Origin of the sequence: Paraburkholderia sp. BL25I1N1 (assembly GCF_003002025.1) — a bacterium.
Taxonomy (GTDB): domain Bacteria; phylum Pseudomonadota; class Gammaproteobacteria; order Burkholderiales; family Burkholderiaceae; genus Paraburkholderia.
This window is the reverse complement of record NZ_PVZB01000002.1, coordinates 1-24,863: the sequence shown is the minus strand read 5'-3', so window position 1 is coordinate 24,863 and position 24,863 is coordinate 1. Positions and strand designations below refer to the sequence as shown.

At 65.5% G+C, this 24,863-nt stretch carries 19 protein-coding genes and 2 riboswitches; of the genes, 12 read left to right on the top strand and 7 right to left on the bottom strand.

Going from position 1 to position 24,863, the window contains the following annotated elements; translation table 11 throughout:
- The first annotated feature begins 71 nt into the window (after window positions 1-71).
- From B0G73_RS02925 to B0G73_RS02890, 8 genes are all read left to right on the top strand, one after another.
- Window positions 72-3,539: a DEAD/DEAH box helicase gene (locus B0G73_RS02925; RefSeq protein WP_106277768.1), complete on the top strand. Its 3,468-nt coding sequence runs from the start codon at window positions 72-74 to the stop codon at window positions 3,537-3,539.
- Between the two features lie 240 nt (window positions 3,540-3,779).
- Window positions 3,780-4,028: a hypothetical protein gene (locus B0G73_RS02920; protein ID WP_106277766.1), complete on the top strand. Its 249-nt coding sequence runs from the start codon at window positions 3,780-3,782 to the stop codon at window positions 4,026-4,028.
- A gap of 73 nt (window positions 4,029-4,101) precedes the next feature.
- The gene (locus B0G73_RS02915; protein WP_106277764.1) at window positions 4,102-4,899 is read left to right on the top strand and encodes a peptidoglycan DD-metalloendopeptidase family protein; all 798 of its coding nucleotides are present in this window, start codon (window positions 4,102-4,104) and stop codon (window positions 4,897-4,899) included.
- Window positions 4,900-4,998: 99 nt separating this feature from the next.
- Entirely contained in the window at window positions 4,999-5,610 is a 612-nt protein-coding gene (locus tag B0G73_RS02910; RefSeq protein ID WP_106278365.1) for a septal ring lytic transglycosylase RlpA family protein, read from the top strand.
- Window positions 5,611-6,456: 846 nt separating this feature from the next.
- The gene (locus B0G73_RS02905) at window positions 6,457-7,194 is read left to right on the top strand and encodes a response regulator transcription factor (protein WP_106277762.1); all 738 of its coding nucleotides are present in this window, start codon (window positions 6,457-6,459) and stop codon (window positions 7,192-7,194) included.
- Window positions 7,191-8,654 carry a FecR domain-containing protein gene (locus tag B0G73_RS02900; RefSeq protein ID WP_106277760.1) on the top strand — a complete coding sequence of 488 codons (1,464 nt, stop codon included), beginning with the start codon at window positions 7,191-7,193 and terminating at the stop codon, window positions 8,652-8,654. The genes B0G73_RS02905 and B0G73_RS02900 overlap by 4 nt, the downstream gene beginning before the upstream one ends.
- A 66-nt stretch (window positions 8,655-8,720) precedes the next feature.
- Complete coding sequence (locus B0G73_RS02895) at window positions 8,721-11,207, top strand: CHASE2 domain-containing protein (protein WP_106277758.1); 2,487 nt, start codon at window positions 8,721-8,723, stop codon at window positions 11,205-11,207.
- Window positions 11,204-11,848 carry a DUF4136 domain-containing protein gene (locus tag B0G73_RS02890; RefSeq protein WP_106277756.1) on the top strand — a complete coding sequence of 215 codons (645 nt, stop codon included), beginning with the start codon at window positions 11,204-11,206 and terminating at the stop codon, window positions 11,846-11,848. The genes B0G73_RS02895 and B0G73_RS02890 overlap by 4 nt, the downstream gene beginning before the upstream one ends.
- 21 nt (window positions 11,849-11,869) lie before the next feature.
- On the opposite strand, the gene bluB is transcribed toward B0G73_RS02890, so the two are convergent.
- From bluB to cobA, 5 genes are read right to left on the bottom strand one after another with little or no spacing between them, the layout of a single operon-like run.
- Window positions 11,870-12,529: a 5,6-dimethylbenzimidazole synthase gene (bluB, locus tag B0G73_RS02885; protein WP_106277754.1), complete on the bottom strand. Its 660-nt coding sequence runs from the start codon at window positions 12,527-12,529 to the stop codon at window positions 11,870-11,872.
- Entirely contained in the window at window positions 12,513-13,811 is a 1,299-nt protein-coding gene (locus B0G73_RS02880; protein WP_106277752.1) for a cobyrinate a,c-diamide synthase, read from the bottom strand. The genes bluB and B0G73_RS02880 overlap by 17 nt, the downstream gene beginning before the upstream one ends.
- Before the next feature lie 3 nt (window positions 13,812-13,814).
- Window positions 13,815-14,417 carry a cob(I)yrinic acid a,c-diamide adenosyltransferase gene (gene cobO / locus B0G73_RS02875; protein WP_106277750.1) on the bottom strand — a complete coding sequence of 201 codons (603 nt, stop codon included), beginning with the start codon at window positions 14,415-14,417 and terminating at the stop codon, window positions 13,815-13,817.
- On the bottom strand, window positions 14,414-14,887 hold the full coding sequence (locus B0G73_RS02870; RefSeq protein WP_106277748.1) for a cobalamin biosynthesis protein: 474 nt from the start codon (window positions 14,885-14,887) through the stop codon (window positions 14,414-14,416). Before B0G73_RS02870 ends, cobO begins: the two co-directional genes overlap by 4 nt.
- Window positions 14,884-15,660: a uroporphyrinogen-III C-methyltransferase gene (gene cobA, locus B0G73_RS02865; protein ID WP_106278364.1), complete on the bottom strand. Its 777-nt coding sequence runs from the start codon at window positions 15,658-15,660 to the stop codon at window positions 14,884-14,886. Before cobA ends, B0G73_RS02870 begins: the two co-directional genes overlap by 4 nt.
- Before the next feature lie 238 nt (window positions 15,661-15,898).
- Window positions 15,899-16,149: riboswitch (cobalamin riboswitch) on the bottom strand.
- A gap of 68 nt (window positions 16,150-16,217) precedes the next feature.
- Window positions 16,218-16,511, top strand: a riboswitch (cobalamin riboswitch).
- Window positions 16,512-16,698: 187 nt separating this feature from the next.
- Between cobA and cobW the strand changes: the two genes are divergently transcribed.
- From cobW to B0G73_RS02845, 4 genes are all read left to right on the top strand, one after another.
- Window positions 16,699-17,790, top strand: coding sequence for a cobalamin biosynthesis protein CobW (cobW, locus tag B0G73_RS02860; RefSeq protein ID WP_308706110.1), 1,092 nt, complete (start codon window positions 16,699-16,701; stop codon window positions 17,788-17,790).
- A 6-nt stretch (window positions 17,791-17,796) separates the two neighbouring features.
- The gene (gene cobN / locus B0G73_RS02855) at window positions 17,797-21,600 is read left to right on the top strand and encodes a cobaltochelatase subunit CobN (RefSeq protein WP_106277743.1); all 3,804 of its coding nucleotides are present in this window, start codon (window positions 17,797-17,799) and stop codon (window positions 21,598-21,600) included.
- On the top strand, window positions 21,597-22,667 hold the full coding sequence (locus tag B0G73_RS02850) for an ATP-binding protein (protein ID WP_106277741.1): 1,071 nt from the start codon (window positions 21,597-21,599) through the stop codon (window positions 22,665-22,667). Before cobN ends, B0G73_RS02850 begins: the two co-directional genes overlap by 4 nt.
- Before the next feature lie 80 nt (window positions 22,668-22,747).
- Complete coding sequence (locus B0G73_RS02845) at window positions 22,748-23,344, top strand: VWA domain-containing protein (protein ID WP_106278362.1); 597 nt, start codon at window positions 22,748-22,750, stop codon at window positions 23,342-23,344.
- Window positions 23,345-23,377: 33 nt separating this feature from the next.
- Here B0G73_RS02845 and B0G73_RS02840 read toward each other — a convergent pair whose 3' ends face one another.
- Both B0G73_RS02840 and B0G73_RS40895 read right to left on the bottom strand, forming a co-directional pair.
- Window positions 23,378-24,322, bottom strand: coding sequence for a flagellar brake protein (locus B0G73_RS02840; RefSeq protein ID WP_106277739.1), 945 nt, complete (start codon window positions 24,320-24,322; stop codon window positions 23,378-23,380).
- A 287-nt stretch (window positions 24,323-24,609) separates the two neighbouring features.
- Window positions 24,610-24,863 (bottom strand): hypothetical protein (locus tag B0G73_RS40895; protein WP_219907267.1); only part of this gene is annotated, 254 nt, incomplete at its 5' end.

Sequence of the window (24,863 nt, the reverse complement as noted above, 5' to 3'; positions counted from 1 at the left end):
CGCTTCGCGCGCTGTCGGGCTGATTCTGTCCGCGCGCTTGCCCAAGCCGGCTTGAATAGGATTGGACGCTGATGTCGTCAATTTTCTTTGATCGGGAACGGATTGCAGAGTGGCTCGGGGACCATACCGTCGCCAAGGCGCGCTCGGTCGGCCCTGTCAGCAACGTGAAATGGCACGGGGCGACCCTCAGCGGCGACGTGCAGGGCACCCAGCCGATACCGTACAAAACGCGGGTGCAATTCCGCACCGACGGCAGTTCGCCCTGGGCGCAGGGCGACTGCTCTTGCCCGGTCGGCCGCAACTGCAAGCACGTCGCCGCGCTGCTGTTCGCCGAGCTCGAGTATCACGACGAGATGGACCATATCACCCAGGTCGAACTGGACGACGGCGAGGCCGCGGGCGATCTGCCGCCGAAGCGGATTGCACACATGGGGCACATGGGACAGCCGTCAGGCGTGCGGCCCGAACTGGTCAGTTGGCTCGAACGTTTTCGCGCCCGGGCCGAGGCTGCGGATGCCGACGCGCAGAAGGCGAGCGCCCCGCGCACGCAGACGCTCGCGTACCAGCTGAACTGGTCCAGCTTCCACAAGCGCCACGAGGTGGTGCTGCACCGCGCACGCTGCAATGCCGCCGGCGCGGTCGTCGCGGTCGACGAAGCCTGGGGCAATGTGGAAGCGGCGCTGCTCAAACAGCCCAAGTTCGTCTCCGACGAAGACCTGTCGATCCTGCGCGGTCTGTGGCTCGGCCGCTCGCGTGAGGATTTCGGCCAGTTCATTCTGCGCGGCACGAGCGGCGCGGAGACGCTGCAAAAACTGATCGCCACGGGGCGGCTGTTCTTCGACTTCAAGCCCGCGCCCGGCGAGGCCGGACCGACCGCGCTGTCGCGTGGCGCCGACCGGCCCGGCCGGATCGAATGGGAGCCGCTCGCTGACGAACGTCTGCGGCCTGTGCTCTGCACCGAGCCGCGCGCCAGCATGGTGCTGCCGACCGAGCCGGTCTGGTACGTGGACGGCGTTGCGAATGAGGCGGGCATTGTCCAGTCGTCGCTGCCGTTTCAGCAGTTGCCCGATTATCTGGCCATGCCGCCGATCTCGCTCGCCGAAGCGCCGCTGGTCGCCTCGGTGCTGCGCGAGATCGCGCCCGAATTGCCGCTGCCGCCCACGCAAGACGCGTCCGCGATTCGCGTGATCGACGTCGAGCCCGTGCCGGTGCTCTCGCTCAATAGTCACGCGCTGCCGTCGTCGGCGGGCAAGGCGGGGTTGCGGCAAACCGCGGCGGTCGAACTGGCCGGCGTGAGTTTCGATTACGACGGCGTGAGCATCAACGTGGACAGCAGCGTGACGCTCGTGCCGATGCCGGGCGGCGATGTCATTCATATCCGCCGCCGTTACGAGGCCGAGAAAAAACGTCTGCTCGAACTGCGCAAGACCGGTTTGCAGAAGGTGCCGACCAGCCGGGTCTACGCCTCGCGGTTGCTGCCCGACACCATGCTCGGCCTGCCCGATGCCGAGGCGTGGTCGGCGTTCGTCAACGACGCCGTGCCGGAACTCGTGAGCAAAGGCTGGCGTGTGACGATGGCGCCCGAGTTCCGCTACAACGTGATCGAGATCGATGCGATCGAAGGCACTGCGCATCAAGCCGGCGACGGCTGGTTCGATCTGGAGATGGGCATTCGCATCGGCGAGCGCAACGTGCGGCTCGAACCGTTGCTCGCCGACCTGTTCCGGCGCGACCGGCGCTGGCTGGGCGGCGCGCTCGAAGCCATCGCCGACGACGAGCCAATCGAGCTGAAGACCGAGGAGAACAAGCGTCTGCGTTTGCGCGCCGATCGTCTGAAGCCGGTGGTGCGCGTGCTCGTCGATCTGTTCGACACGCTCGGCGGCTCGCTCGCGGACGGTGCGCCGCTGCGCGTGGCATCCGTCGACGCCGGCCGCCTGGAAGCGCTGAACGGCACCGGCCGCTGGCAATTCCGCGGCGACGATTCGATCCGCCAGCTCGCGCAGCGTCTGCAAGCCGGGCCGGGCCTGCGTGAAGTCCAGGTGCCGCGTGGGCTGAAGGCCGAACTGCGGACCTATCAGCAGCAAGGCCTGAACTGGATGCAGTTTCTGCGCGAACAGAATCTCGCCGGCGTGCTCGCCGACGACATGGGTCTGGGCAAGACCGTGCAGACGCTCGCGCATATCCTCGCGGAAAAAGAAGCGGGGCGTCTGACACAGCCGGCGCTGATCGTGGTGCCGACCACGCTCGTGCACAACTGGCGCGAGGAAGCGCGCCGCTTCGCGCCCGAACTGAAAGTGCTGGTGTTGAACGGACCGCAGCGCAAGGAGCGCTTCGAGCAGATCGGCGAACACGAACTGATTCTGACCACGTACGCGCTGCTGTGGCGCGATCAGAAGGTGCTCGCCGAGCATGAGTATCACTTGCTGATTCTCGACGAAGCGCAGTACGTGAAGAACGCCACCACCAAAGCTGCGCAGGCGATACGCGGGCTGCGCGCGCGGCATCGGCTGTGTTTGACGGGCACGCCGCTGGAGAATCATCTCGGCGAGCTGTGGTCGCAGTTCGACTTTCTGTTGCCGGGTTTTCTCGGCAGCCAGAAAGACTTCACCAGGCGCTGGCGCAATCCGATCGAAAAGAACGGCGACGGCGTGCGCCGCTCGTTGCTCGCGCGCCGTATCCGGCCGTTCATGCTGCGCCGTCGCAAGGACGAGGTCGCCAAGGAGTTGCCGGCCAAGACCACGATCCTGTGCTCGGTGGATCTCGAAGGCGCGCAGCGCGATCTCTACGAAACCGTGCGCACGGCGATGCAGGAGAAAGTGCGCGCCGCTGTCAGCGCGCAGGGTCTCGCGCGCAGTCACATCATCGTGCTCGACGCTTTGCTGAAGCTGCGCCAGGTGTGCTGCGACCCCCGACTTGTCAGAACGCTGAAGGCAGCCGGCGACGCGGGCGACGTGCCTGAAAAAGCCGACAGGACGAGCAAGGTCGAGAAGGGCGCGCGCGCCATGCGGTCGGCCAAGCTCGACCTGCTTCTGTCGATGCTGCCCGAACTGATCGAGGAAGGCCGCCGCGTGCTGCTGTTCTCACAGTTCACCGGCATGTTGTCGCTGATTGCACAAGCGCTCGAAGAAGCCGCGATTCCCTATGTGATGCTCACCGGCGACACGACGGATCGCGTCACGCCGGTCGAGCGTTTTCAGAAGGGCGAGGTGCCGCTGTTTCTGATCAGCCTGAAGGCGGGCGGCGTCGGCCTGAACCTGACCGCCGCCGACACGGTGATCCACTACGACCCGTGGTGGAACCCGGCCGCCGAGAATCAGGCGACCGATCGCGCGCATCGGCTGGGCCAGGACAAGCCGGTGTTCGTCTACAAGCTGATCGCGGCGGGCAGCATCGAGGAAAAGATCGTCGAGTTGCAGGAGCAGAAGGCCGGGCTCGCCGACAGCATTCTTTCCGAAGACGCCGCCGGGGCCGCCAAGTTCTCGGACGACGACCTCGACGCGCTGTTCGCGCCGATGCCGGAAATCGAAGGCGGCCGGTAGGAACCGGCAAGCCGGAAAACCATCTCGAAACGTCCGGCGCGCATGCCGCGCCGCGCGACGTCGCGCCCGTTCGCGGGCGCTCAAATATCTCCACATTTGACGCTGCCATAAGCGCAAGCGTGACAAATCGTCAAGGAATGCCCTGTTCCCGGCGCCACCGTCAACGCTTTGTCCTGACACTCGTTGAACACGCGACCGTGAAGCGGTCAGTCAACGCAGTTCGTTAAGGAAATAACGTCCATGAAGAAGCACATTTTCGCCGTCACCGTCGCGGGTTTGTTCTCGATCGGCGCATTCGCCCAGGCATCCACGCCGGTCGGCGTCTCGTCGCAAGCCGGTGTGGCTACGCAGGAGGCCTCCGCGCCGGCTGCGAAGCATCACCACAAGAAAAAGCATCACAAGCACGCGCATCACCATCAGGCTGCTTCGGCGGCCGGCGGCGCGCAAAACGCGCCGTCGAATGACGACGCGGCGCCGGCTAAGCCGTAAGCATCGCCCGACGATGTGACGATGCGGGCCGGCGCGAGTCGCCGGCCCGCATCGATTGACCCGGATCTCCCCGATGAAAACCTGTACGTCCCGCTTTGCCAGATCGGGCTCTTCCATGCTGTTCGCGTTGTTGCTCGCCGCGTTGTTGACAAGTTGCGCGCTGCCCGTGTCGCCGGCGCGGTCGACCTATGTTGACGATGCAGCGCCGCTCGCGCCTGCGCCTTTGCCTGCGCCGGTGACCACTTCGCAAGTCCCGGCGGGCTTCTACCGCGTCAACCCCGGCGACACGCAGATCGGCGTCGCCAAGGCGTTCGGCCGCGAGCCTTCGGCGCTCGCGCAGTGGAATCATTTGTCGCCGGCGGATGGCCTGCGCGTCGATCAGGTGCTGCGCGTCGCGCCACCGCCTGTGGCCAGCGCACCGGGCATAACCGGCGCTCCATCGAATTCGCTCGCACAAGCGCGAGCCATCTTCGCGGATAGCTCGAGCGAGCCTGCGTCCGCAAAGGCGCGACTCGCGTGGCCGGTGAGCGGTCTCGTGAGCACGCCGTTCGTGGCGGGCAAGACGAAGGGGATCGTGATAGGCGGGCGCGTCGGCGAATCCGTGCGGGCGGCGTCCGGCGGCCGGGTTGTCTACGCGGGCGGGCGCATCGCGGCGTACGGCAAGCTGATCATCATCAAGCACGACACCGATCTGTTGACGGCGTACGGCAACAACCGCGCGTTGCTCGTCAAGGAAGGCACGGCCGTCAAGGCAGGCGACGTGATCGCCGAAATGGGCGCCGACGACAAAGGCCAGGCGTCGCTGCGCTTCGAAGTGCGCGCGGGTGGCAAACCCGTCGATCCGCTCAAGTACCTCCCGAAGCGCCAGTAACGCGGCGCGCTCGCGGCCTCGCCGCTCATCCGTAGTGACCTCGAACTCGAACGCGACGCGGCGCCCGCCATGGCCAGCGCGTCGCGCGACGTAATGCCTATGACTTTCTATCTACAGTGCTTCGCGCCAGGCCGGCGCGCGCCGGCAGTTCTGCTGCTCGGCGTGCTGCTCGCGCTCGCCGGGTGCGCGCAACCGGGCGCGGGGCGCGATTCGCTGAGCGGCCGCGCTGCCGTCGATCGCCTCGGTTACGACGCAACGTGGCACGCAGCTCAAACGGGCGACAGCGGCGACACCGACGCATCCGACACTGCGAGCGACGCGTCGACGCCCGATCAAGCGGCGAACGGAGATGCCGCATCGTCCACACACGCCTGCGCCTGCGGCAACAGCTTCCGGCAAACCGGCATGGCAACGTGGTACGGCAAGCAGTTTCAGGGACGCCGCACCGCGAGCGGCGAGCGCTACGACATGCACGCGCTTACGGCGGCGCATCGCACCTTTCCGCTGGGCGCATGCGTGCGGGTGACGGCGCTCGGCGGTGCGCGTTCGGTGATCGTTCGTATCAACGATCGCGGACCGTTCGTGCGTGGCCGGATCGTCGATCTATCGTATGCCGCCGCGCAGGCGCTCGGTATGGGCGCGGCGGGCAATGCGCAGGTCACGCTGGAACGCGTCGTGACAACACGCCGCTGCCAGGAAGCCGGCGCCTGAAGCCGAATCGCGATGACGAAAGGGTTACGGTTGAACATATGACCCGATCGATTAAAGACAACCGTAAGACTCCGACAATCGCGCAACTGTAACAAAACCGCTGGGTATGTAAATTCGCCGGCGCGAGCGCTTCAATTCATACTATTTTCAGCGCATAGGGCGCAAGCTCTCTCCTCCGCAAGAATTACGTCCGACGTAATAACTACCTCACGGCCAGTTACAAAGGCAGTTCTTTCATCTTGAGCGCAATTTTCTGACAGGCTAATTTAACTTCACTCGTGCGGCTTGACCCCGGCGAGCGTGTGATGTTTTGGGCGGCGTCGGCCTTCGGATTGAGGCGCGCCGCATTTTTTTGTCCGGACGGCGAGTCCTGCCGTTTAACAATTCTTAAACGATTTATTTTGAGACTGTTCCTATACTGACTCGCAAATTGTCAAATCGCCACGAGCGGAATTCAGGACGCGGCGTGAAACGACAACGGCGAACGGGGCCAATCACCGCGCGAGCGAGACCAGCCGACCCGAACCACGACCCAAGCGGTCGATACCAATAATGGCGTCGCATAGCCGGACCGGATAGCGGCTTAATCGCATCCGAAAAGAGCGGTCGTTTTTCGATTATGATGACCTTCCCCTCGATACCCGGCGCGATAAAGCGAATCGCGCGTCCTAATACCGAGATGGCGGCGGGCAGGCCTGAAAGGGCGCAAGGCAAGGGACCATAAGTCGAAAAATTGGCAGCCGAAGATGAAATTGGAAGCCGGATCGTCGGTGCTTACGCCGTCATCCCGGTCATCTGCCGGCTAACCGGCCACCAGTTACGAAGAATGTCGCGTTGCGGGGTGTTATGAGAATTGCTGTCCTGGATGACGATTCGGCTCAGGCCGACCTGGTTTGCCAGACACTGTCGGCGGCGGGCCATATTTGTCACGCATTCGGCGCGGGCCGTGAACTGGTGCGGCAACTGCGGCGCCAGACGTTCGATCTGCTGGTGCTCGACTGGAACGTGCCCGACTTGTCGGGCGAAGAGGTGCTGCGCTGGGTGCGCGAAAGCCTCTCCGAGCGCTTGCCGGTTCTGTTCATGACAAGCCGCGGCCGCGAAACCGACATCACGTCGATTCTCAACACGGGCGCGGACGACTATGTCGTCAAACCGGTGTCCGCCGCGGTCTTGCTGGCGCGCGTCGGTTCGCTGCTGCGCCGCGCGTACCACCTCAAGCCGCCCGCGGCGAAGGAAGTCTTCGGCGAATTCGAATTCGATCTGGGCGCCAAGCACGTGGTGGTGCGCGGCACGACGGTCGCCGTCACGCAGAAAGAGTTCGAACTCGCGCTGCTGCTGTTCCAGCATCTGAGCCGGCCGCTGTCGCGCGCGCATATTCTCGACGTGATCTGGAAGCAGGCGACCGACATTCCGTCGCGCACCATGGACACCCACGTGTCGATGCTGCGCAGCAAGCTCGGCCTGCGCCCGGAGCAGGGCTATCGGCTGACGCCGATTTACGGCTATGGCTACCGGCTGGAACGAATCGATTCCGCCACGCCGCCGGCAGCGCCCGGCGAACGCCCTGAAGAGGGGGAGGCGTGACGGTTGCCGTCGCTGGGGTGGCACGCGGCAGCCTGGTTTCGCCGGGCCGCCGCAGCGGCGCATGGCTCGCGGCGGCCGGCCTGCTCGCCATGACCTGTTTCGCGCCGGTGTCGGCGTCCGCGCAAGCATCGCACGCGCCGCGCGCGCCCAAGCCGCGTGCGAAAGCCGCCGCGCCGGCCTATGTCTCGTATCTGACCCACGCAGGCGACACGCTCTACGAGATCGCCGGCCGCTATCTGCGCGACCCGAGCGATTGGGCCGTGCTGAGCCGTCTGAATCATGTGCCCGCGCCGCGCCGCATGCCGGCCGGTATCGCGCTGCTTCTGCCCGCCGACAAGCTCAAACAGGAACAGGAATCCGCTCGCGTGATCGCGACCAGCGGGCCGGCCGAGCACGCGTTCGGCAAGAACCCCTACGTGCCGCTCGCTGAAGGCACGACGCTCGGCGAAGGCGACCGCGTGCGCACGGGAGACAACGGTTTTGTGACGCTGGAATTGCCGGACGGCTCGCACGTCACGGTGGGGCAGAACGGCTTGCTGGATATCGGCACGCTGAGGCGCACCACGCTGACCGGCGCCGGCGATCGCCTGCTCGAACTGCGCAACGGCGAAGTCGAAAGCCAGGTCACGCACGCGACCAAAAAGGACGACCGCTTCCAGATCCGCTCGCCGTCCGTTGTGGCCGGCGTGCGCGGCACGCGCTTCAAGGTCGCCTACGACGGCGGCGCGCAAACCACCGCAGTGCAAGTGCTGGACGGCGCGGTCGGCGTCGACCCGGCCGCGCTCGGCGCTCGCGCTTTTGCGCCGCCGCCCGGCATGCCGCTGCAGGCCTCCGCGCAACTCGTGAAGGCACGCTTCGGGAGTGTGACGCAGGCGGGCGGCGCGATCGGCGGCCCGGTCGAATTGCTGCCCGCGCCGGCGCTCACGCAGCCGGCCAAGGTGCAGGACGGCAAAACAGTCGCGTTCGACCTCGTGCCGGCCGACCGCGCGGTGGCCTACCGCGTGCAGATCGCGCGCGACGCGGACCAGCTCGACCTGATCCGCGACCGGCGCTTGAGCGAGCCGCACGCGGATTTCGGCGACCTGGCCGACGGCACCTATTTCGTACGCATTGCCGCGATCGACGCTCACGGCCTCGAAGGCTTGCCGCAGGTGTATGCGTTCGAACGCCGCCAGCTCGGATTGGCTGCGTCGGCGACGCAGCGGGCCGGCAGCCGGGACTACGAATTCCGCTGGTTCGTCAGCCGCGCCACGGTCCAGACACGCTTCCGTTTCGTGCTGGCAAGCACGGCCGATCTGCGCCATCCGCTCGTGGACCGCACCGATCTGTCGGGCGGACAACTGAGCGTGAGCGATCTGCCGCCGGGCGTCTATTACTGGACGATCGTCGCCGAGCAGTTCGAGAACGGCCGCTTCTATGAAAAGAGCAGTGCGGTGCGCTCGTTTACGCTTGCGCGCTGACGCTGGTAGATTCACTGGGCTGAGCCATGCACCAGCCCGCTTCCTGGTTTCGAACCAAGCAACCCTTTGCCGACCACTCCTACGCGCCTGAGCCTCGATCCGCGCGCCCGTCTCGGACGGCGCGCCGGCCGCCGCTTCCTGATCGAATGGGTGGGTATCGGCTGTCTCGGCATCGTGGTGATTCTGCTCAGTTCGCTCGGCCGCATGAGCGCGAGCGTCGATCATCTGGTCTATGACCGCTTTCTGAGCCTGCATGCGCCGCCTTTGCTGCGCGATATCGTGGTGGTCGAAATCGACAACGCAAGCATCGCGCAACTCGGCCGCTGGCCATGGCCGCGCAGTGTTCACGCGAAGCTGCTTGAACAGATCGCCGGCGCGAAACCCGCCGCGGTGATCTACGACGTGCTGTTCACCGAAGCCAATCCGCAAGACGCCGACCTCGCCCGCGCGATCGCGCTGAGTCCGACCTATCTGCCGATCTTGCTCACCGCGCCCGATGACAGCGGCCGACGCGTCGTGGTCGAGCCGGTGGCGCCGCTCGCGCATGCGGCGGCGGGGCTCGGCCATATCAATCTCGAAGTCGACAGCGACGGCATCGTGCGCAGCGTCGCGCGCTACGAGGGCGATGCCGATTCACGCTGGCCGCAACTGATGGTGCCGGTCGCCCGGGCGGTGGAGCACGGCTCGCTCCATCTGACAGGCTCGCGGCGCGGCCCCGTTTTGCTCGCAGCCGAAACCGACCTCGCAACCGACGGCGCCGGCGAAGGCCGTTTCCTGATCCCGTTCGGTCACAACGCGCAGAACTACACGAAGCTGAGTTTCGCGCGCGTGCTGGCCGGCAATGTGACGCCGGAGCAGTTGCGCGGCCGCATCGTGCTGATCGGCGTGACCGCGTCCGGCTTGTACGACCGCTTCGCGACGCCCGTCTCCGGTGAACTCGGTCCGCTGCCCGGCGTGTATATCCACGCCAACGTGCTCGACACGCTGCTCACCGGCCGCGAGATCGAGCCGGTCTATCCGTGGATGCTGTTCGCGGTGTCGCTCGCGCCGCTTGCCGCGCTGCTGGCCGGATTTCTCGTACTGTCGCCCCGCCGTTCGTTGTTGCTGACCGGCGCACTGTGTCTGCTCGCGGCGGCCGGTAGCGCCGCCCTGCTGTACGGCGCGCGGCTCTGGATGTCGCCGGTGCCGGCAATCGTCGGTCTGGTGGCCGTGTATCCGATCTGGAACTGGCGGCGCCTCGAAATGACCATGGCGTATTTGCGCGGAGAACTGCAGCGGCTCGCCGACGAACCCCATCTGCTGCCGGAAACGCCGCAGCGCCGGCGCGAGTTCGGCGGCGACGTGCTGGAGCAGCACATGGCGCTGATGGCGCAGGCCGCGCAGCGCGTGCAGGACATGAAGCGTTTCGTATGGGACAGCCTCGACAGCATGCCCGAGCCGATCCTCGTGAGCGACGTGCGCGGCGTCGTGCTGATCGCCAACCATGCCGCCAAGGCGCATTTCGCGCGGCTCGGCGCGCCGCTGCCCGAAGGCCGGCCGATGCAGGACGTGCTGGGCGGCTTGACCCTCGTAAAGACGATCGACACCGATGCGGCCTCCGATGCCGAAAACAATCTGCTCGCCCGCACGCACTGGCCGGCGCCGCTCGATCCCACGCGCCACGAATTCGCCGCGCTGATGGCGCACGGCGTCGAGGTGCGCGACGCCCACGAGCGCGATCATTTGCTGCGCTATGCGAACTGCACCAACGAGCAGGGCGAGACGACCGGCTGGATTGCGGGCCTCGTCGACGTGTCGGCCTTGCATGCAGCCGAGCGTCAGCGGGAAGACGCGCTGCGGCTGCTCTCTCACGACATGCGTTCGCCGCAGGCGTCGATTCTCGCGCTGGTGGAGATCGAACGTGCCCGCCGCGAGCCGGTACTCGCGCGCGGCGTGCTCGAGCGCATCGAACGCTACGCGCAGCGCGCGCTGACGCTGGCCGACGACTTCGTGCAACTGGCGCGCGCCGAATCGCAAACTTATGTGCTCGAACCGGTGAGTCTCGCCGAGTTGCTGATCGACGCGAGCGACGAAGTCTGGCCGCAGGCCCACGCCAGGCGCATCACGCTGCACACGGAGACGGGCGCTCCCGACGACGGCCATTGGATCTGCGCCGACCGTTCGCTGATGACGCGCGCGCTCGTCAATATTCTGAACAACGCGGTCAAGTACAGCCCGCCGGATACGCGGATTGTGTGCAGCATTGCGAGCCTGACGCCGAAGGGCGTGCCGGCGACTGTCAGGCGCGTGTCGTGCACGATTCGCGATCAGGGCTACGGCATTCCGAAAGAGCAGCAGGCCGGGTTGTTCGAGCGCTTCCGGCGGTTTCACGAAACCGAGCGGCCGGAAGTGGGCGGCGCCGGGCTCGGCATGGCCTTCGTGAAGACGGTCGTCACGCGCCACGGCGGCGATGTCGAGGTGGCAAGCGAGCCCGGCCAGGGCACGGCATTCACGATCTGCCTGCCGGTGCTCGAAGACGCACAATCGAGTGCCTCGTTCACGCCGCGCCCATGACATATGAACACACACCTTATCGAAGCGAGAAGATGGTGAAAGCACTCCTGATCTGTGCCGCGCTGGCCGCGACGAGTCTCACCGGTTGCACGGGTCTGAGCGCCGACGTGCATACCGCCGGTGCCGGGAACGCGGCCGCCGCGCTGCAAGGCGAGCGGACTTACACGATTGCGCGCATGCCGTCGCAAGAAGTCAGCGCGGATCATCCGCAATTCGAGCGCCTGTTGGTGGACGAGTTGGCGAAGCAGGGCTTTGTCGAAACGAAGGGCGAGCCCGCGCGTTATCTACTCTCGGTTGCCTACGACACGCGGCCGGCGACCATCGGCGTCAATGAAAACGGCTGTACGTCAGGCGACTGCCGGCGCGGCCCCGCTGCGCCGTTCTCTCTGTTCGGCGGTCCCGCGTACCAGCATGCGCTGACGCTGCGGTTTTTCGAGCGCGCGAGCGGACAGGAGGTCTATAAAGTCAGCGCGGTGAGCAGCGACCGCGACGCCGATCCGCTGCATGCCATGCCGACGCTCGTCAAAAGTGCGCTCGCCAAGTTTCCCTTCGATGCGCCACCCAATTGGCGCGTGAAATTGCGCGCCGACGAAGCCGGCGGCGTGCCGGCCGTGATGTCGGTGAAGCCGCTTCAGCCGTAAGGGTTATAACACGCGGCGAGCTCATTCCGGCGCATCGCTGTCTTCCGGCCAGCGGTTTTCGAACACGCAATCGGCGAGCGGCACGCGGCTCGCCCAGCGTTCAGTTTCCAGCATCGGCTCGCTATAAAACCGGTCGACGTGACCCAGGCATAGAATCGCCACGGGACGCGCGCCCTCGGGCATGCGCAGCAGTTGGCGAACCGCGTCGACGTCGAACAGCGACACCCAGCCCATGCCGAGACCCTCGGCGCGCGCGGCCAGCCACATGTTCTGGATCGCGCAGGCCACCGACGCAAGGTCCATCTCCGGAAGCGTGCGCCGGCCAAAGATGTGGCGCTCACGGCCGTCCATCAGCGCCATCACCAGCAGTTCCCCGCAGTCCAGCATGCCTTCCACTTTCAGCTTCATGAACTCTTCGCGGCGTTGGCCGAGCGCATCGGCGGTGGCGAGCCGTTCGCTTTCCACCGCATCGTGCAAAGCCGTGCGCAGCGCGGGATCGGTGATCCGCGCGATCCGCCACGGCTGCATGAAGCCGACGCTCGGCGCGTGATGCGCGGCGTCGAGCAGGCGCTGCAGCACGGCCGGATCGACCGGATCGCGCACGAAATGGCGCATGTCGCGGCGTTCGTAGATTGCGCGGTAGACGGCGTCGCGCTCGGAATCGTTAAAAGGCTTCGCCATGGAACAGGGCGGCCGTGAAGGCCGGGTTGGAGGGCCAGTAAGCGTGCATGTAAGTCGCCACGATCGAGCCGGCGCGATAAAGGGCCTCGCCGGGCGCGTCGCCCTGCGGCCTGGTGGCCGAGCGCAGCGGCGTGAGCGGCGTGTTCAGCTTCGAGTAGTGAAACGTGTGGCCGGTCATGGGCCCATGCAGGCTGTCGATCTGCTGCATGCCGAGCGCGGTGAAGCGGGTTTGCATGGTCGCGTGGCCGGGTAGCAGGCCGAGCATCGGTGTGGTTACGCCGTGCGTGTCGGTGAGTTGGTCGAGCAGATACAGCATGCCGCCGCATTCGGCGACGAGCGGTTTGCCGGCCGCCGCGTGCGCGTGGATGCTCACCGCGCTGCGCGTGTTGCTGGCCAGCCTGGCGGCGTGCAGTTCAGGGTAGCCACCTGGAAGATACAGAGCGTCGGTGTGTTCCGGCAGCGCTTCGTCGGACAGCGGCGAGAAGAAAGCGACTTGCGCGCCGAGCGTTTCCAGCAGCGCGACGTTCGCCGGATAGATGAACGAGAACGCGGCATCGCGCGCAATGGCGATCGTCTTGCCGTCAAGCAGGCGCGGCAGAATCTCGGGTGTCGGCGTGCCGAACTCGACAGGCGGCGGCAATTCGGCAAGCGCGGTGCGGCCTAAAGTGTCAGCGGCGTGATCCAGCCGCGCGTCGAGGTCGTCGATTTCGTCCGCCTGATGCAAGCCGAGGTGACGATCGGGCAGTGCAATTTCATCGCTGGCGGCAATGTGGCCGCACCAGCGCAGATCCGGCGGCAACGCTTCTTCGAGCATCTGCGCATGCCGCGCGGAGCCGACGCGATTGGCGAGCACGCCGTAAAACGGCACCTGTGGCCGGAATTGCGCGAGACCGAAGGCGACCGCGCCGAAGGTCTGCGCCATCGCCTTCGCCGAAATCACCGCGAGCACCGGCACGCCGAACGTGGTGGCGAGATCGGCGCTGCTCGGCGTGCCGTCGAACAGACCCATCACGCCTTCGATCAGGATCAGGTCGGCTTCGGCGGTGGCCTGCGCGAGCAACGTGCGGCAGGCGGCTTCGCCGACCATCCACAGATCGAGCGAGAGGACCGGCGCGCCGCTCGCGCGCGCCAGAATCATCGGGTCGAGAAAGTCCGGTCCGGTCTTGAAGACGCGCACGCGTCGCCCCAGCCGCCGATGGTAGCGCGCGAGACCCGCCGTGATCGTGGTCTTGCCTTGACCCGAAGCAGGCGCGCTGATGAACAGGGCGGGGCACGCGGCCATCGCTTAGAACTCCACGCCGCGCTGCGCTTTCACGCCTTGCTCACGATACGGATGCTTGACGATGCGCATTTCGGTGACGAGGTCTGCGGCTTCGATCAGCGCGTCCGGCGCGTGACGGCCCGTGACCACCACATGCAGCATCGGCGCGCGCGCGTTGAGCACTGACAGGACTTCGTCGAGCGGCAGGTATTCGTACTTGAGCACCGTGTTCAGCTCGTCGAGGATCACCATCTGGTACTCGCCGCTTTCGATCATGCGGCGCGCTTCGTCCCAGCCTTTGCGCGCGGTCGCGATATCGGCGTCGCGGTTCTGCGTGTTCCAGGTGTAGCCGTCGCCCATCGTGACGAAATCGCAGTTGGCGATCGCGCCGAGAAAGTCGCGCTCCGAGGTGTGCAGCGCGCCCTTGATGAACTGCACGACGCCAAGACGCATGCCGTGGCCCAGCACGCGCACGGCCATGCCGAATGCGGCAGTAGTTTTGCCTTTGCCCGTGCCGGTGTTGACGATCAGCAGACCTTTTTCGACGGTGGCGTGGGCCTGTTTTTTCTCGTGGCCTTCGCGGCGGCGCTCGGTCATGCGTTGATGCGATTCGGGGTCGGTCTTCATGGCAGGTCCTGTTGTTGTGTGTCGTTGTCTGGGTGTTCGGCGTGAGCGGCGTGAGCGGTGGTTGAGGCGATCGCCACGGTGACGCCGGCATAAACGGTTTTGCGCACGAGGAGCGTGGCGCGAGGCGCATTGCCTATGACGGATTCACCGAGCCCGGCTGCGACGTCGGCCGCCGCGCCAAGCAGCGCGCACGGCTCGCAGACGCCGTCCACGCCGAGATGCTCGCGCACTGCCGCCGAAGGCACCGCGACAGGCATCGCCGCGATCTGTTCAAGACTGAAGAACGTCAGCGGCAGCGCATGGCGAGCGCAGAATTCGAGGAGGCCCGCTTCGCGGGCTTTGGTATCGAGCGTGGCTACGGTGCGGATTTCGTCGAACGAATGCGCGTTGAGCGCGGCGCGCACCGCGGCTTCGATCTCCTCGGCCGAGCTGTGCAAACGGCAACCGATGCCGACGCTGAGCGTTTTCATCGCGAATCCGTTCCGTCCGCGAGCGGCGTTGCAGCGCGTTCCGCATGAGCCGCCTCACGCGCCAACGCGAGCGACGCCACCCCGCCGATCACCACGATCGCCGGCGACCCAAGTCCAGTACGCGCAACGGTCTCGGCAAATTCACCAAGCCGCGCCAGCGCATGGCGTTGCTCGGGACGCGTGGCCGATTCGATCGCCGCGCACGGCGTGTCGGCGCTCATGCCGGCCGCGAGCAACGCGTCGACGATATCGTTGAGCCGCCGCATGCCCATGTAGATCACGAGCGTCATGCGCGTGGCCACGAGCGCGGCCCAGTCGGGCTCGCCGCTGCCCGCGCCGTGCCCGGTGACGAACACGACGCCCTGCGCGTGATCGCGATGCGTGACTGGAATCCCGATCGCCGCGGGCGCCGCGATTCCCGCCGTGATGCCGTTGATGACTTCCACCTCGATACCCGCCGCGTGCAGCGCCTGCTGTTCTTCGCCGCCCCGGCCGAACACGAACGGGTCGCCGCCTTTCAAACGCGCGACGCTGCGCCCGGCCCGCACATGTTCGAGCATCTGCGCGACGATGCCTTCCTGCGGTGTGGACGGATGACCGCCGCGTTTACCCACGTAGACGACCAGCGCGTCAGCGCGCGCGAATTGCAGCACCTCGGGGTTCACCAGATCGTCGACCAGCACCACGTCGGCTTGCGCCAATGCACGGGTGGCCTTGATGGTCATGAGTTCGACGTCGCCGGGGCCGGCGCCGATCAGCCAGGCGCGGGTCATCGCGGCGTGCACGGCGGGCGCCATGTCGTGACAAGCGGGAAAGGGTAAAGCGCGAAGGGTCGCCAGACGGCGGACGTTGGGGTCATGCGGTGCTACGGATTCAGGCATGGCGCAATGCGCGGTTCGTAGCGAGTTTCACACGAAACTCGCCTACGCGGACACGCTGCGTCGTGCTTTTAGCGCCTTCGCATCCGTCCCTCGCGGATTCCGGCGTCCGGCGGCGCATGTTGCCCTGAGGTTCGCCGCCTCCGCGTCTGGCCGGTATCCGGGCTGGCGGCCTCACGCGCTTTGCCTTCCCGTCCGCATTCGCTGGAAATTGCCGGACAGTGGCTTAAAAAACGCATGCGCGGCGCGAGTCGATTCAACATCGCGCCGCAGGTCGCTTACCGTTGCGGGGACAGCATAGGTTAAGCGCATGGCGCGCTGCCTGTTTCCCGTTTAACTGCACACGCGAATGCATGTGCGGGCACCAAACGCGCGCATACGATAGCACATGGCGCCCCGCCCGATAAGCACTTGCGGCCTGGGGTTTCCTTGACGGCACCGGGCCGCGGGCCTACACTCGCACGCACTTTGGTGCTCGTGTGCGCGCTCGTGCGCATGCAGTTAAACGGGAAACAGGGTGCCCACCTGCCATGGATCGGGCCAACCTGTGCTGCCCCCGCAACGGTAAGCGAAATGTGGTGCTAACTGCAGTGTTAAACGCAGTCGGTTAGCGCCGCGGAGCCGGCTTCGATGTCCACGCGCAAGGCCGCGTCGGCATATCACCACTGGGCGAGAAATCACTCGTCCGGGAAGGGGAAGCGGCGCTTTCGCCAGCCCGGATACCGGCCAGATAACGAAGGACGAACGCCGCGGGGATGCGGCGCTGCGTTCATGACTCATTCCCGCTTTCTGTTTTCTGTTGTCGCGGCAACGCCGGCTTTCGTCCCCGTGTTTTGTTATGGTCGTGGCTGGCCGGGCGTGTGCTCCGTTTGCCTCGGCATGCGCTGAAAACACGCCGGCGTGCACGTGCAACTCCTACGGATGGACCTCACGATGCAAACTCAAATGCGCAAGATCCCCGTCACCATCGTCACGGGCTTTCTCGGCAGCGGCAAGACCACGCTGCTGCGGCATATTCTTCAGCATGCGGGCGGCAAGCGCATCGCGGTGATCGTCAACGAATTCGGCGAACTCGGTATCGACGGGGAAATCCTCAAGGGTTGCGGCATCGGTTGCGATGAAAACGGCGTCGAGACCGAAGGCCAACTGTATGAACTGGCGAACGGCTGCTTGTGCTGCACCGTGCAGGAAGAGTTTTTCCCGGTGATGGAAAAGCTCGTGGAGCGCCGCGATCAGATCGATCACGTGCTGATCGAGACGTCGGGTCTCGCGTTGCCGAAGCCCTTGGTGCAGGCGTTCAACTGGCCGCAAATCAAGAACAGCTTCACGGTGGATGCCGTGGTCACCGTGGTTGACGGCCCGGCTGCGGCAAGCGGTCAGTTTGCGGATAATCCGGTCGCCGTGGATGCGCAGCGGAAGGCCGATCCGAATCTCGATCACGAGTCGCCGCTGCACGAACTGTTCGAAGACCAGTTGTCCGCGGCCGATCTGGTGATTCTGAACAAAACGGACTTGCTCGACGACGCGCAGCAAAGCGCGGTAGAAGTTTCGATCCGCGAGGAAATTCCGCCGCAAGTGAAGATCGTTCGCGCGCACATGGGCCAGCTCGATCTGCATACGTTGCTGGGCCTCGAAGCGGCGTCGGAAGACACGATCCACTTGCGCCACGATCACCACGGCTCCGCCGACGACGCCGACCACCATCACGACGAGTTCGACTCCGTGGTCGTGCAGGCGAATGCGTGGTCGCGCGAGGCGGTGATCGCCGCGTTGCAACAGCTGGTCGAAACCAACACCATCTATCGCGTCAAAGGCTTCGCGGCGCTGCCGGGCGCGGCGATGCGTCTGGTGATTCAAGGCGTTGGGCGGCGCTTCGACAGCTATTTCGATCGACGCTGGCAGGCCGGCGAAAGCGGCCCGAGCCGCTTCGTGCTGATCGGTGAAGACCTCGATCAGCCGGCGTTGCAACGTGCGTTCGACGCGGCGCTGGGCGTGCCGTCGAGCATCGAATCGCAACAGGCGTAAGCGCATATGCATCTGCTGCGCACCACGCCGGGCGGTTTTGTCGACGACACGCAAGGCGTGATCCGGATCGATCAGCAGCCCGCGGATATCGTGGTGCTCAGCTCCGCCGATACCACGCTGTCGCTGCTGGCGAGCGTTTTTCCGCGGCTGGGCGAAGGCTTCCCGAGCGTGCGGCTCGCGAACGTCACGTATTTGCGGCAACCGGCGTCGGTGGATTTTTATCTCGAAGACGTCTTGCAGCATGCGCGCGTGGTGGTGGTCGATCATCTGGGCGGCGAAGCGTATTGGCCCTACGGCATCGAGCAGGTGGTGGCGCTCGCCGAGCGCAAGCAGCAGACGCTCGCGATGTTCTCCGGCGATCTGCAGGAGGATCCGAACCTGCTCGCGCGCAGCACGGCAAGCGCGGATCTGTGCCATCAACTGTGGCGCTATCTGCGTGAAGGCGGCCCGCAAAATGCCGAGGCGTTCCTGCGCTGTATCGCCCACCGCGCGTTCGGCTGGGGACGCGAGCCTGCGCCGCCGCGAGCGTTGCCCGCCGCCACGCTCTACCATGCCGAGCGCGATACGCCGACCATGGCCGACTGGCAGGCGCGCTGGAAACAGGGGGCGCCGGTCGCGGCGATCCTGTTCTACAAGGCGCATCTGCAGGCCGCCAACACGGCGGTGTTCGACGCGCTGATCGACGCACTCGAATCGCAAGGTCTGAATCCGCTGCCGATCGCGATTACCTCGCTGAAAGATGCGATGAGCCGCGACGTCGTGCAATCGCTGTGCGCGCAGCACGAGGTGGCGCTGGTGCTGAATATGACCGCGTTCGCCGCGTCCGCGATCGACGACCCCGAGCCGCTCGCGCTCGCCGGCGACGCGCCGGTGCTCCAGGTGATCCTGAGCGGCGGCAATCGCGACGATTGGGTCAAGGACAATCAGGGTCTCAATTCGCGCGATATCGCCATGCATATCGCGCTGCCGGAAGTGGACGGCCGCATCATCACGCGCGCGATCAGTTTCAAGGGACTCGCGTACCGCTGTGCGCATACTCAGGTCGACGTGGTGCGTTATCAGCCGGACCTTGAGCGCGTGGGTTTTCTCGCCGAACTGAGCCGCCGCTGGTGCCGTTTGCGTTCACTCGATAACGCGGACAAGAAACTCGCGCTGATCCTCGCCAACTATCCGATGAGCGAAGGGCGTATCGGCAATGGCGTGGGACTCGATACGCCGGCCTCGGTAGTCGCCATTCTGTCGATGCTGGGCGACGAAGGTTATCGTCTCGCCGATTTACCCTCGGGCGGCGACGCGCTGCTGAAAAAACTCACCGAAGGCGTGACCAACGATCCGGTCGTGCGCGATCTGCGTCCCGCGCTGCAAAGCCTCGCACTCGACGACTATCTCGCGCACTTCAACGCCTTGCCCGCCGAAACCCGCCAGGCGTTGAACGCGCGTTGGGGCACGCCAGACCAGGACCCGACGCTGCGACGCGGCCGCTTCATGATCGCGGGCTGGCGTTGCGGACAGGTGTTCGTCGGCATTCAACCGTCGCGTTCGCGCGAGCAGGGCGACTACGCGAGCTATCACGACGCCGAACTCGTGCCGCCGCATGCGTATCTGGCGTTCTATTTCTGGTTGCGTCACCACTTTGGTATCGATGCAATCGTGCATGTCGGCAAGCACGGCAATCTCGAATGGCTGCCCGGCAAAAGCGTCGCGTTGAGCGACACCTGCTGGCCCGATCTGATTCTCGGGCCGATGCCGCATCTGTATCCGTTCATCGTCAACGATCCGGGCGAGGGCAGCCAGGCGAAACGCCGCGCACAGGCTGTCATCATCGATCATTTGATGCCGCCGCTCACGCGCGCCGAAAGCTACGGGCCTTTGCAGGACCTGGAGCGCCAGGTCGACGAATATTATGAAGCGCTGATGGTCGATCCGCGCCGCTCGAAGCTGTTGCGGCGCACGATTCTGGCGACCATCGTCGACCATAAGCTGCATGAGGAACTGAGTCTCGCCGCACCGAACGGACAGGACGACGAAGACGCGCTGCTCACGCGCGTCGATGCGTGGCTGTGCGAGTTGAAGGAAGCGCAGATTCGCGATGGTTTGCATACGTTCGGGCAATCGCCCGATGGCGTGCAGCGACGCGATACGTTGCTGGCATTGGGGCGTTTTCCTGTCGGCGACGGGCAAGGCGGCAAGGCCGGCTTGATCGACGCACTGGCGCGTGATCTGCAGATGGATCATCTGTTCGATCCGTTGTCGGTGGATTGGGCGGCGGTGTGGGACGGTCCGCGTCCCGATGTACTTCAGCGTGTGAGCGATGCGCCGTGGCGGCACTGCGGCGATACGCGTGAGCGGCTGGAGTTGCTGGCGGCTGAGTTGCTGCGAGACGTGTGCGGAGATCGAACGCAAGCATCGGTAACCACGATGGCCGCCGGATTGCCGCAAGCGGGGCAAGTGATCGAGCGTCTGCGTAACGACGTGCTGCCGCGGCTCGACGCCTGCGGTCCGCAGGAAATGCTTCAGCTAAAGCGCGGCCTCGAAGGCCGTTTCGTGCCGCCCGGGCCGAGCGGTTCGCCGTCGCGTGGCCGGCCCGACGTGCTGCCCACCGGCCGCAACTTCTATTCCGTCGACACGCGCGCGGTTCCCACGCAGGCTGCCTGGTCGCTCGGCTTGAAATCCGCCCAGCAACTGATCGAACGGCATTTGCAGGAGAAGGGCGACTATCCGCGCGCCATCGGTCTTTCCGTTTGGGGCACCGCGACCATGCGCACGGGTGGCGACGATATCGCCCAGGCGCTCGCGTTGCTCGGCGTGCGGCCGAAGTGGGCGCCGGGCAGCCATCGCGTGACCGATTTTGAAATCATGCCGATCGAGGCATTCGACCGGCCGCGAATCGACGTCACGTTGCGGGTGTCCGGTTTCTTCCGCGATGCCTTCGCCAACGTCATGCATTTATTCGACGCCGCCGTGCAAGCCGTCGCCGAACTCGACGAACCCGAGGACCTGAATCCGATTCGCGCGCGCGTGCTGCGCGAACGCGATGCGCTGATCGCGCACGGCATGGACGCCGCCGAAGCGCGCAAGCGCGCCGGCTGGCGCGTGTTCAGCGCGCGGCCCGGCGCCTACGGCGCGGGCCTGCAGGACATGATCGACTCGCGGCAATGGCAAACCGACGCTGATCTCGCGAACGCGTATCAGGCGTGGGGCGGTTATGCGTACACGCAAAAGAGCGCGGGCGAAGAAGCGCGTCACGCGTTCGGCGCACGTCTCGCCGCAATGGACGTGGTGCTGCAGAACCAGGACAACCGCGAGCACGACCTGCTCGATTCGAACGATTACTACCAGTTCCAGGGCGGCATGGTCGCCGCGGTGCGGCATCTGGCCGGCGATCAGCCGAGCGTGTATCACGCCGACCACAGCAATCCGGCGGCGCCGCGCGTGCGCACGCTGCATGAGGAGATTGCGCGCGTGATCCGCTCGCGCGTGGTCAACCCGAAATGGCTGGATGGCGTGAAGCGTCATGGGTACAAGGGTGCGGCCGAAATCGCCGCGACCGTCGACTATCTGTATGGCTACGATGCGACCGCGCGCGTGATCGCGGATCATCAATATGCGCTCGTGACCGATGCTTATCTGAACGACACAGATACCCGCGAATTTTTGCAACGGCATAACCCGCACGCGTTGCAGTCGGTCTGCGAGCGCCTGCTCGAAGCCATGCAGCGCGGTTTGTGGCAGGCGCCCGGCGACTATCGCGCGCAAGTCGAACAGCATCTGCTTGCGAGCGAGCAGCAGATCGAAGGAATGCAAACATGAATCCAGCGATGAGCGCGGCGGCCGCGCGGCCCGTTTTTCCCTTTGCCGCGCTGATCGGCCAGACGCCGTTGCAGCAGGCGCTGCTGTTAGCCGCCATCGATCCGGGGTTGGGCGGCGTGCTGGTGACCGGGCCGCGTGGCACGGCGAAGTCGACCGCGGCGCGCGCGCTGGCTGAGTTGCTGCCGGAAGGGCAACTGGTGAATCTGCCGCTTGGCGCCAGCGAAGATCGTCTGATCGGCACGCTCGATATCGAAACCGTGTTGCGCGACGGTTCGGTGCGCTTCTCGCCCGGCCTTCTTGCGAAAGCGCATCGCGGCGTGCTGTATGTGGATGAAGTCAATCTGCTGCCCGACGCGCTTGTCGACGCATTGCTCGACGCGGCCGCGAGCGGCGTGAATACCGTCGAACGCGATGGCGTATCGCATAGCCACGACGCTAGCTTCGTGCTGATCGGCACGATGAATCCCGAAGAAGGCGAACTGCGGCCGCAATTGATCGACCGTTTCGGCTTGATGGTCGAGTTGCAGAACTGTTTCGAGCCGCTCGTGCGTCAGGCGATCGTGAAAGCGCGGCTGGCGTTCGACCTCGATCCGCAGGGTTTTCGTGCGGGCTATGCGCAGCAGCAGGCGGCTTATGTCGAGCGGATTCGAATGGCGCGCGAAGCGCTGCCGCAGCTCGCATTCGACGACGCCGTGCATGCGCATGTGAGCGCGCTGTGTATCGACGCCGCCGTGGACGGTTTGCGCGCCGATCTCGTGATGCTGCGCGCGGCGCGTGCGTTGGCGGCGCTCGAACAAGCGGCCGCGGTGACGGCGGAGCATGTCGATCGGGTGGCCGAGGCGGTGTTGGCTCATCGGCGGCATGTTCGCGAGTCGCCGGCGGCGGGTGAGGCGCGTGAGAGTGACGGCGAATGGGAGGCGCCTGCCGGGAGCCGCTCTTCATCCGCGCAAGGCAATGCGCAGCCGGCCGCCGCGACCGGCGATAGTGACTGGGGCTACCTCGCGCCCGAGCCGGCCGCGACCACGCACGTCAAGGGCGTCATTCCGCTTAACGTAAAAAAACGCTGAGCCATCGGAAGGGCGCCGCCGCTGACTTGCGCAGCGGTTTTCGATGGCTGCAAGGCGCGGGCGGCGGTCCGCGCGGGCGCTTGCGCGGGCAACCGGGCAAGCGCATCGACTGGCCGGCCACGCTCGGCGCGAAGCGCCAGGATGCGCTGCGCGCCGGGCATCTGCATTTCGTGCGCGAGGCGCCGCGCGGCGGCGTGCTGCACTGCTTCGTACTCGATTGCTCGGGTTCCATGCTGGCCGGGCAGCGCCTCGCGCTCGCCAAGGGATTGCTGATCGCCTTGTTCGACCATGCAAGCGCGGCGCGAGCCGAGGCGGCGTTGGTCTGTTTCGGCGGCGCCGGTGCGGATGTGCGTTTCGGCCCCGCTGTGCCGCGCTGGTGGAACGAGCGGTGGCTGAGTCCAGTGGGCGGCGGAGGCGGCACGCCGCTGACGGCAGGCGTTCAGCGTGCATCCCGGCTGCTGGATCGCAGCGCGCGCCGCAAGCCCGGGCAGCAACGCTGGTTGTGGATTCTGACCGACGGCCGCACGCGTGACATGCCGGCGCGGCCGCCGGATGCGGACGAGGTGGTGTTCGTCGATTTCGAGCGCGAAGCGATCCGGCTGGGCCGCTGCGAAATGCTCGCCGATGCCTGGGGCGCGCGGCGTTTGACACCGGAAGAACTGATGCTGATGAGCTGAGCGGCGCGGGCCGTGTTGCTCGCGGGCGAGCGCTTATTTCAGGCCGTTCGACCAATACACCACATCGTCCTGACGGTCGAATACGAAGACTTTCATTGCCATCTGCTGGGCTGCATCGAGTTGATCGAGTTCGAGCCCATGCGTTGAAGGCTCGCCGGGGCCGCGGCCTTTCTGCACGTTGCGGATCAGCGCCGTGGTTTCGATCTCCATGTCGAGATCCTTCGACTTCAGGCGGAACGCCACGCACAACCGGTCGCCGACGGCGCCGAGAGTCCACGAGGCGTCCAGCGACATGCCGAGCGCGCTGATGCCTTTCGCGAGTCCAAGGCCCTCATACGATTCCCCGCTTTGACCGATGCCGAAACGTACCGCCAGGTGCGCGCGGACGCGGATCGATTTGCGTTCGCGCAGGCGGCGGATCACGCCGGGCTTCGACAGCACGACGTAGTCGAACGGCGTGCGGCAGATCGCTTCAATCGTGCAGACGAAACGGAACACCGCATGGCTGGCGATCGCGACGATCTCGATGTTTTCGCCGATGCTGAGCGGGAAGATGCGGCCTGCGTGCATCGGCGGAGTGACGAAGAGCGAATGATTCGGCGCGAAACCGATGATGCGGCACGGGTGCATGGGCGCGCCGCTGCCGAGCTGCGAGCGCACACCGACCAAAGCGCCGATTTCCAGATGCATGTCCTTGAGCGTCAGTTCGCCGTTGGGATCCGCTTGCGGCTCTGCCGGCAGTGGCGGTTGTGCGGTCGCGTCCAGTAAGTCGCCGCGCTGCGGACGGAAGTGCCCGAACAGGAATTTGCGCTCGTCCGTGGTCGCCAGGATGGTGCCGCTGGCGAACAGCAGCGTGCCGTCGGCGTCGACGATCGGCCAGTCCAGGGGCGCGCCTACTGGCACCTGCTCCGGATTCAGCGCTGTCGTCTGCGCTGCGGATGAGGCTTCCTCGACGTGTTCCTCGACTGGATTGTCCATGGTCGGCGGCTATTTAAGTGACGGGGTATCCTGATTGACGGCTGGCGACTGCGAAACTTTAGTTTTTTGCGGTGGTGCCGGCTTTCCAGTTGTTTCGACGCTGCTGTCGGGTGTGCGCCTTGTGTCTATATAGTGAGGAGGCTCGGTTGGCTGTTTTGACAGCGGGGAGGCGCGGCCGCTGATCGACTGGCTGGCCGTCGCAAGTACGATTGCCTCATGAGCAGTCAATTAAATCGGATGGCTAACTAATTGGGCGGCGTTGTTGGAGCGGTCTGTTTCCGTGCCTCTTAACTTTCCGAAAAATATTGCGCGAAGGGGTTGACGACCTGTCGCTCGCTCTCCATAATCTCGTTTCTCTGCTGCTGATGCAGCGACGCAGAACGAAGCGGTACCGGGTGGTTGTGATGTTGACGACTGGCGGTGCGGGTTCGGTGGTGAATGCGTAATCGATCTTTAAAAATTAACAGCCGATAAGTGTGGGCGCTTGATGCGCGACGCGCCGGCGGGCCCTTCGGGATCTGCCGGATGAAGCGAAAGTATC

What these genes read in the sequence shown, in the direction of transcription:
- B0G73_RS02925 (WP_106277768.1), top strand. Translation starts at nt 72, where the DNA reads ATGTCGTCAATTTTCTTTGATCGGGAACGGATTGCAGAGTGGCTCGGG.
- B0G73_RS02920 (WP_106277766.1), top strand. Translation starts at nt 3,780, where the DNA reads ATGAAGAAGCACATTTTCGCCGTCACCGTCGCGGGTTTGTTCTCGATC.
- B0G73_RS02915 (WP_106277764.1), top strand. Translation starts at nt 4,102, where the DNA reads ATGAAAACCTGTACGTCCCGCTTTGCCAGATCGGGCTCTTCCATGCTG.
- B0G73_RS02910 (WP_106278365.1), top strand. Translation starts at nt 4,999, where the DNA reads ATGACTTTCTATCTACAGTGCTTCGCGCCAGGCCGGCGCGCGCCGGCA.
- B0G73_RS02905 (WP_106277762.1), top strand. Translation starts at nt 6,457, where the DNA reads ATGAGAATTGCTGTCCTGGATGACGATTCGGCTCAGGCCGACCTGGTT.
- B0G73_RS02890 (WP_106277756.1), top strand. Translation starts at nt 11,204, where the DNA reads ATGACATATGAACACACACCTTATCGAAGCGAGAAGATGGTGAAAGCA.
- bluB (WP_106277754.1), bottom strand. Translation starts at nt 12,529, where the DNA reads ATGGCGAAGCCTTTTAACGATTCCGAGCGCGACGCCGTCTACCGCGCA.
- B0G73_RS02880 (WP_106277752.1), bottom strand. Translation starts at nt 13,811, where the DNA reads ATGGCCGCGTGCCCCGCCCTGTTCATCAGCGCGCCTGCTTCGGGTCAA.
- cobO (WP_106277750.1), bottom strand. Translation starts at nt 14,417, where the DNA reads ATGAAGACCGACCCCGAATCGCATCAACGCATGACCGAGCGCCGCCGC.
- B0G73_RS02870 (WP_106277748.1), bottom strand. Translation starts at nt 14,887, where the DNA reads ATGAAAACGCTCAGCGTCGGCATCGGTTGCCGTTTGCACAGCTCGGCC.
- cobA (WP_106278364.1), bottom strand. Translation starts at nt 15,660, where the DNA reads ATGACCCGCGCCTGGCTGATCGGCGCCGGCCCCGGCGACGTCGAACTC.
- cobW (WP_308706110.1), top strand. Translation starts at nt 16,699, where the DNA reads ATGCAAACTCAAATGCGCAAGATCCCCGTCACCATCGTCACGGGCTTT.
- cobN (WP_106277743.1), top strand. Translation starts at nt 17,797, where the DNA reads ATGCATCTGCTGCGCACCACGCCGGGCGGTTTTGTCGACGACACGCAA.
- B0G73_RS02850 (WP_106277741.1), top strand. Translation starts at nt 21,597, where the DNA reads ATGAATCCAGCGATGAGCGCGGCGGCCGCGCGGCCCGTTTTTCCCTTT.
- B0G73_RS02840 (WP_106277739.1), bottom strand. Translation starts at nt 24,322, where the DNA reads ATGGACAATCCAGTCGAGGAACACGTCGAGGAAGCCTCATCCGCAGCG.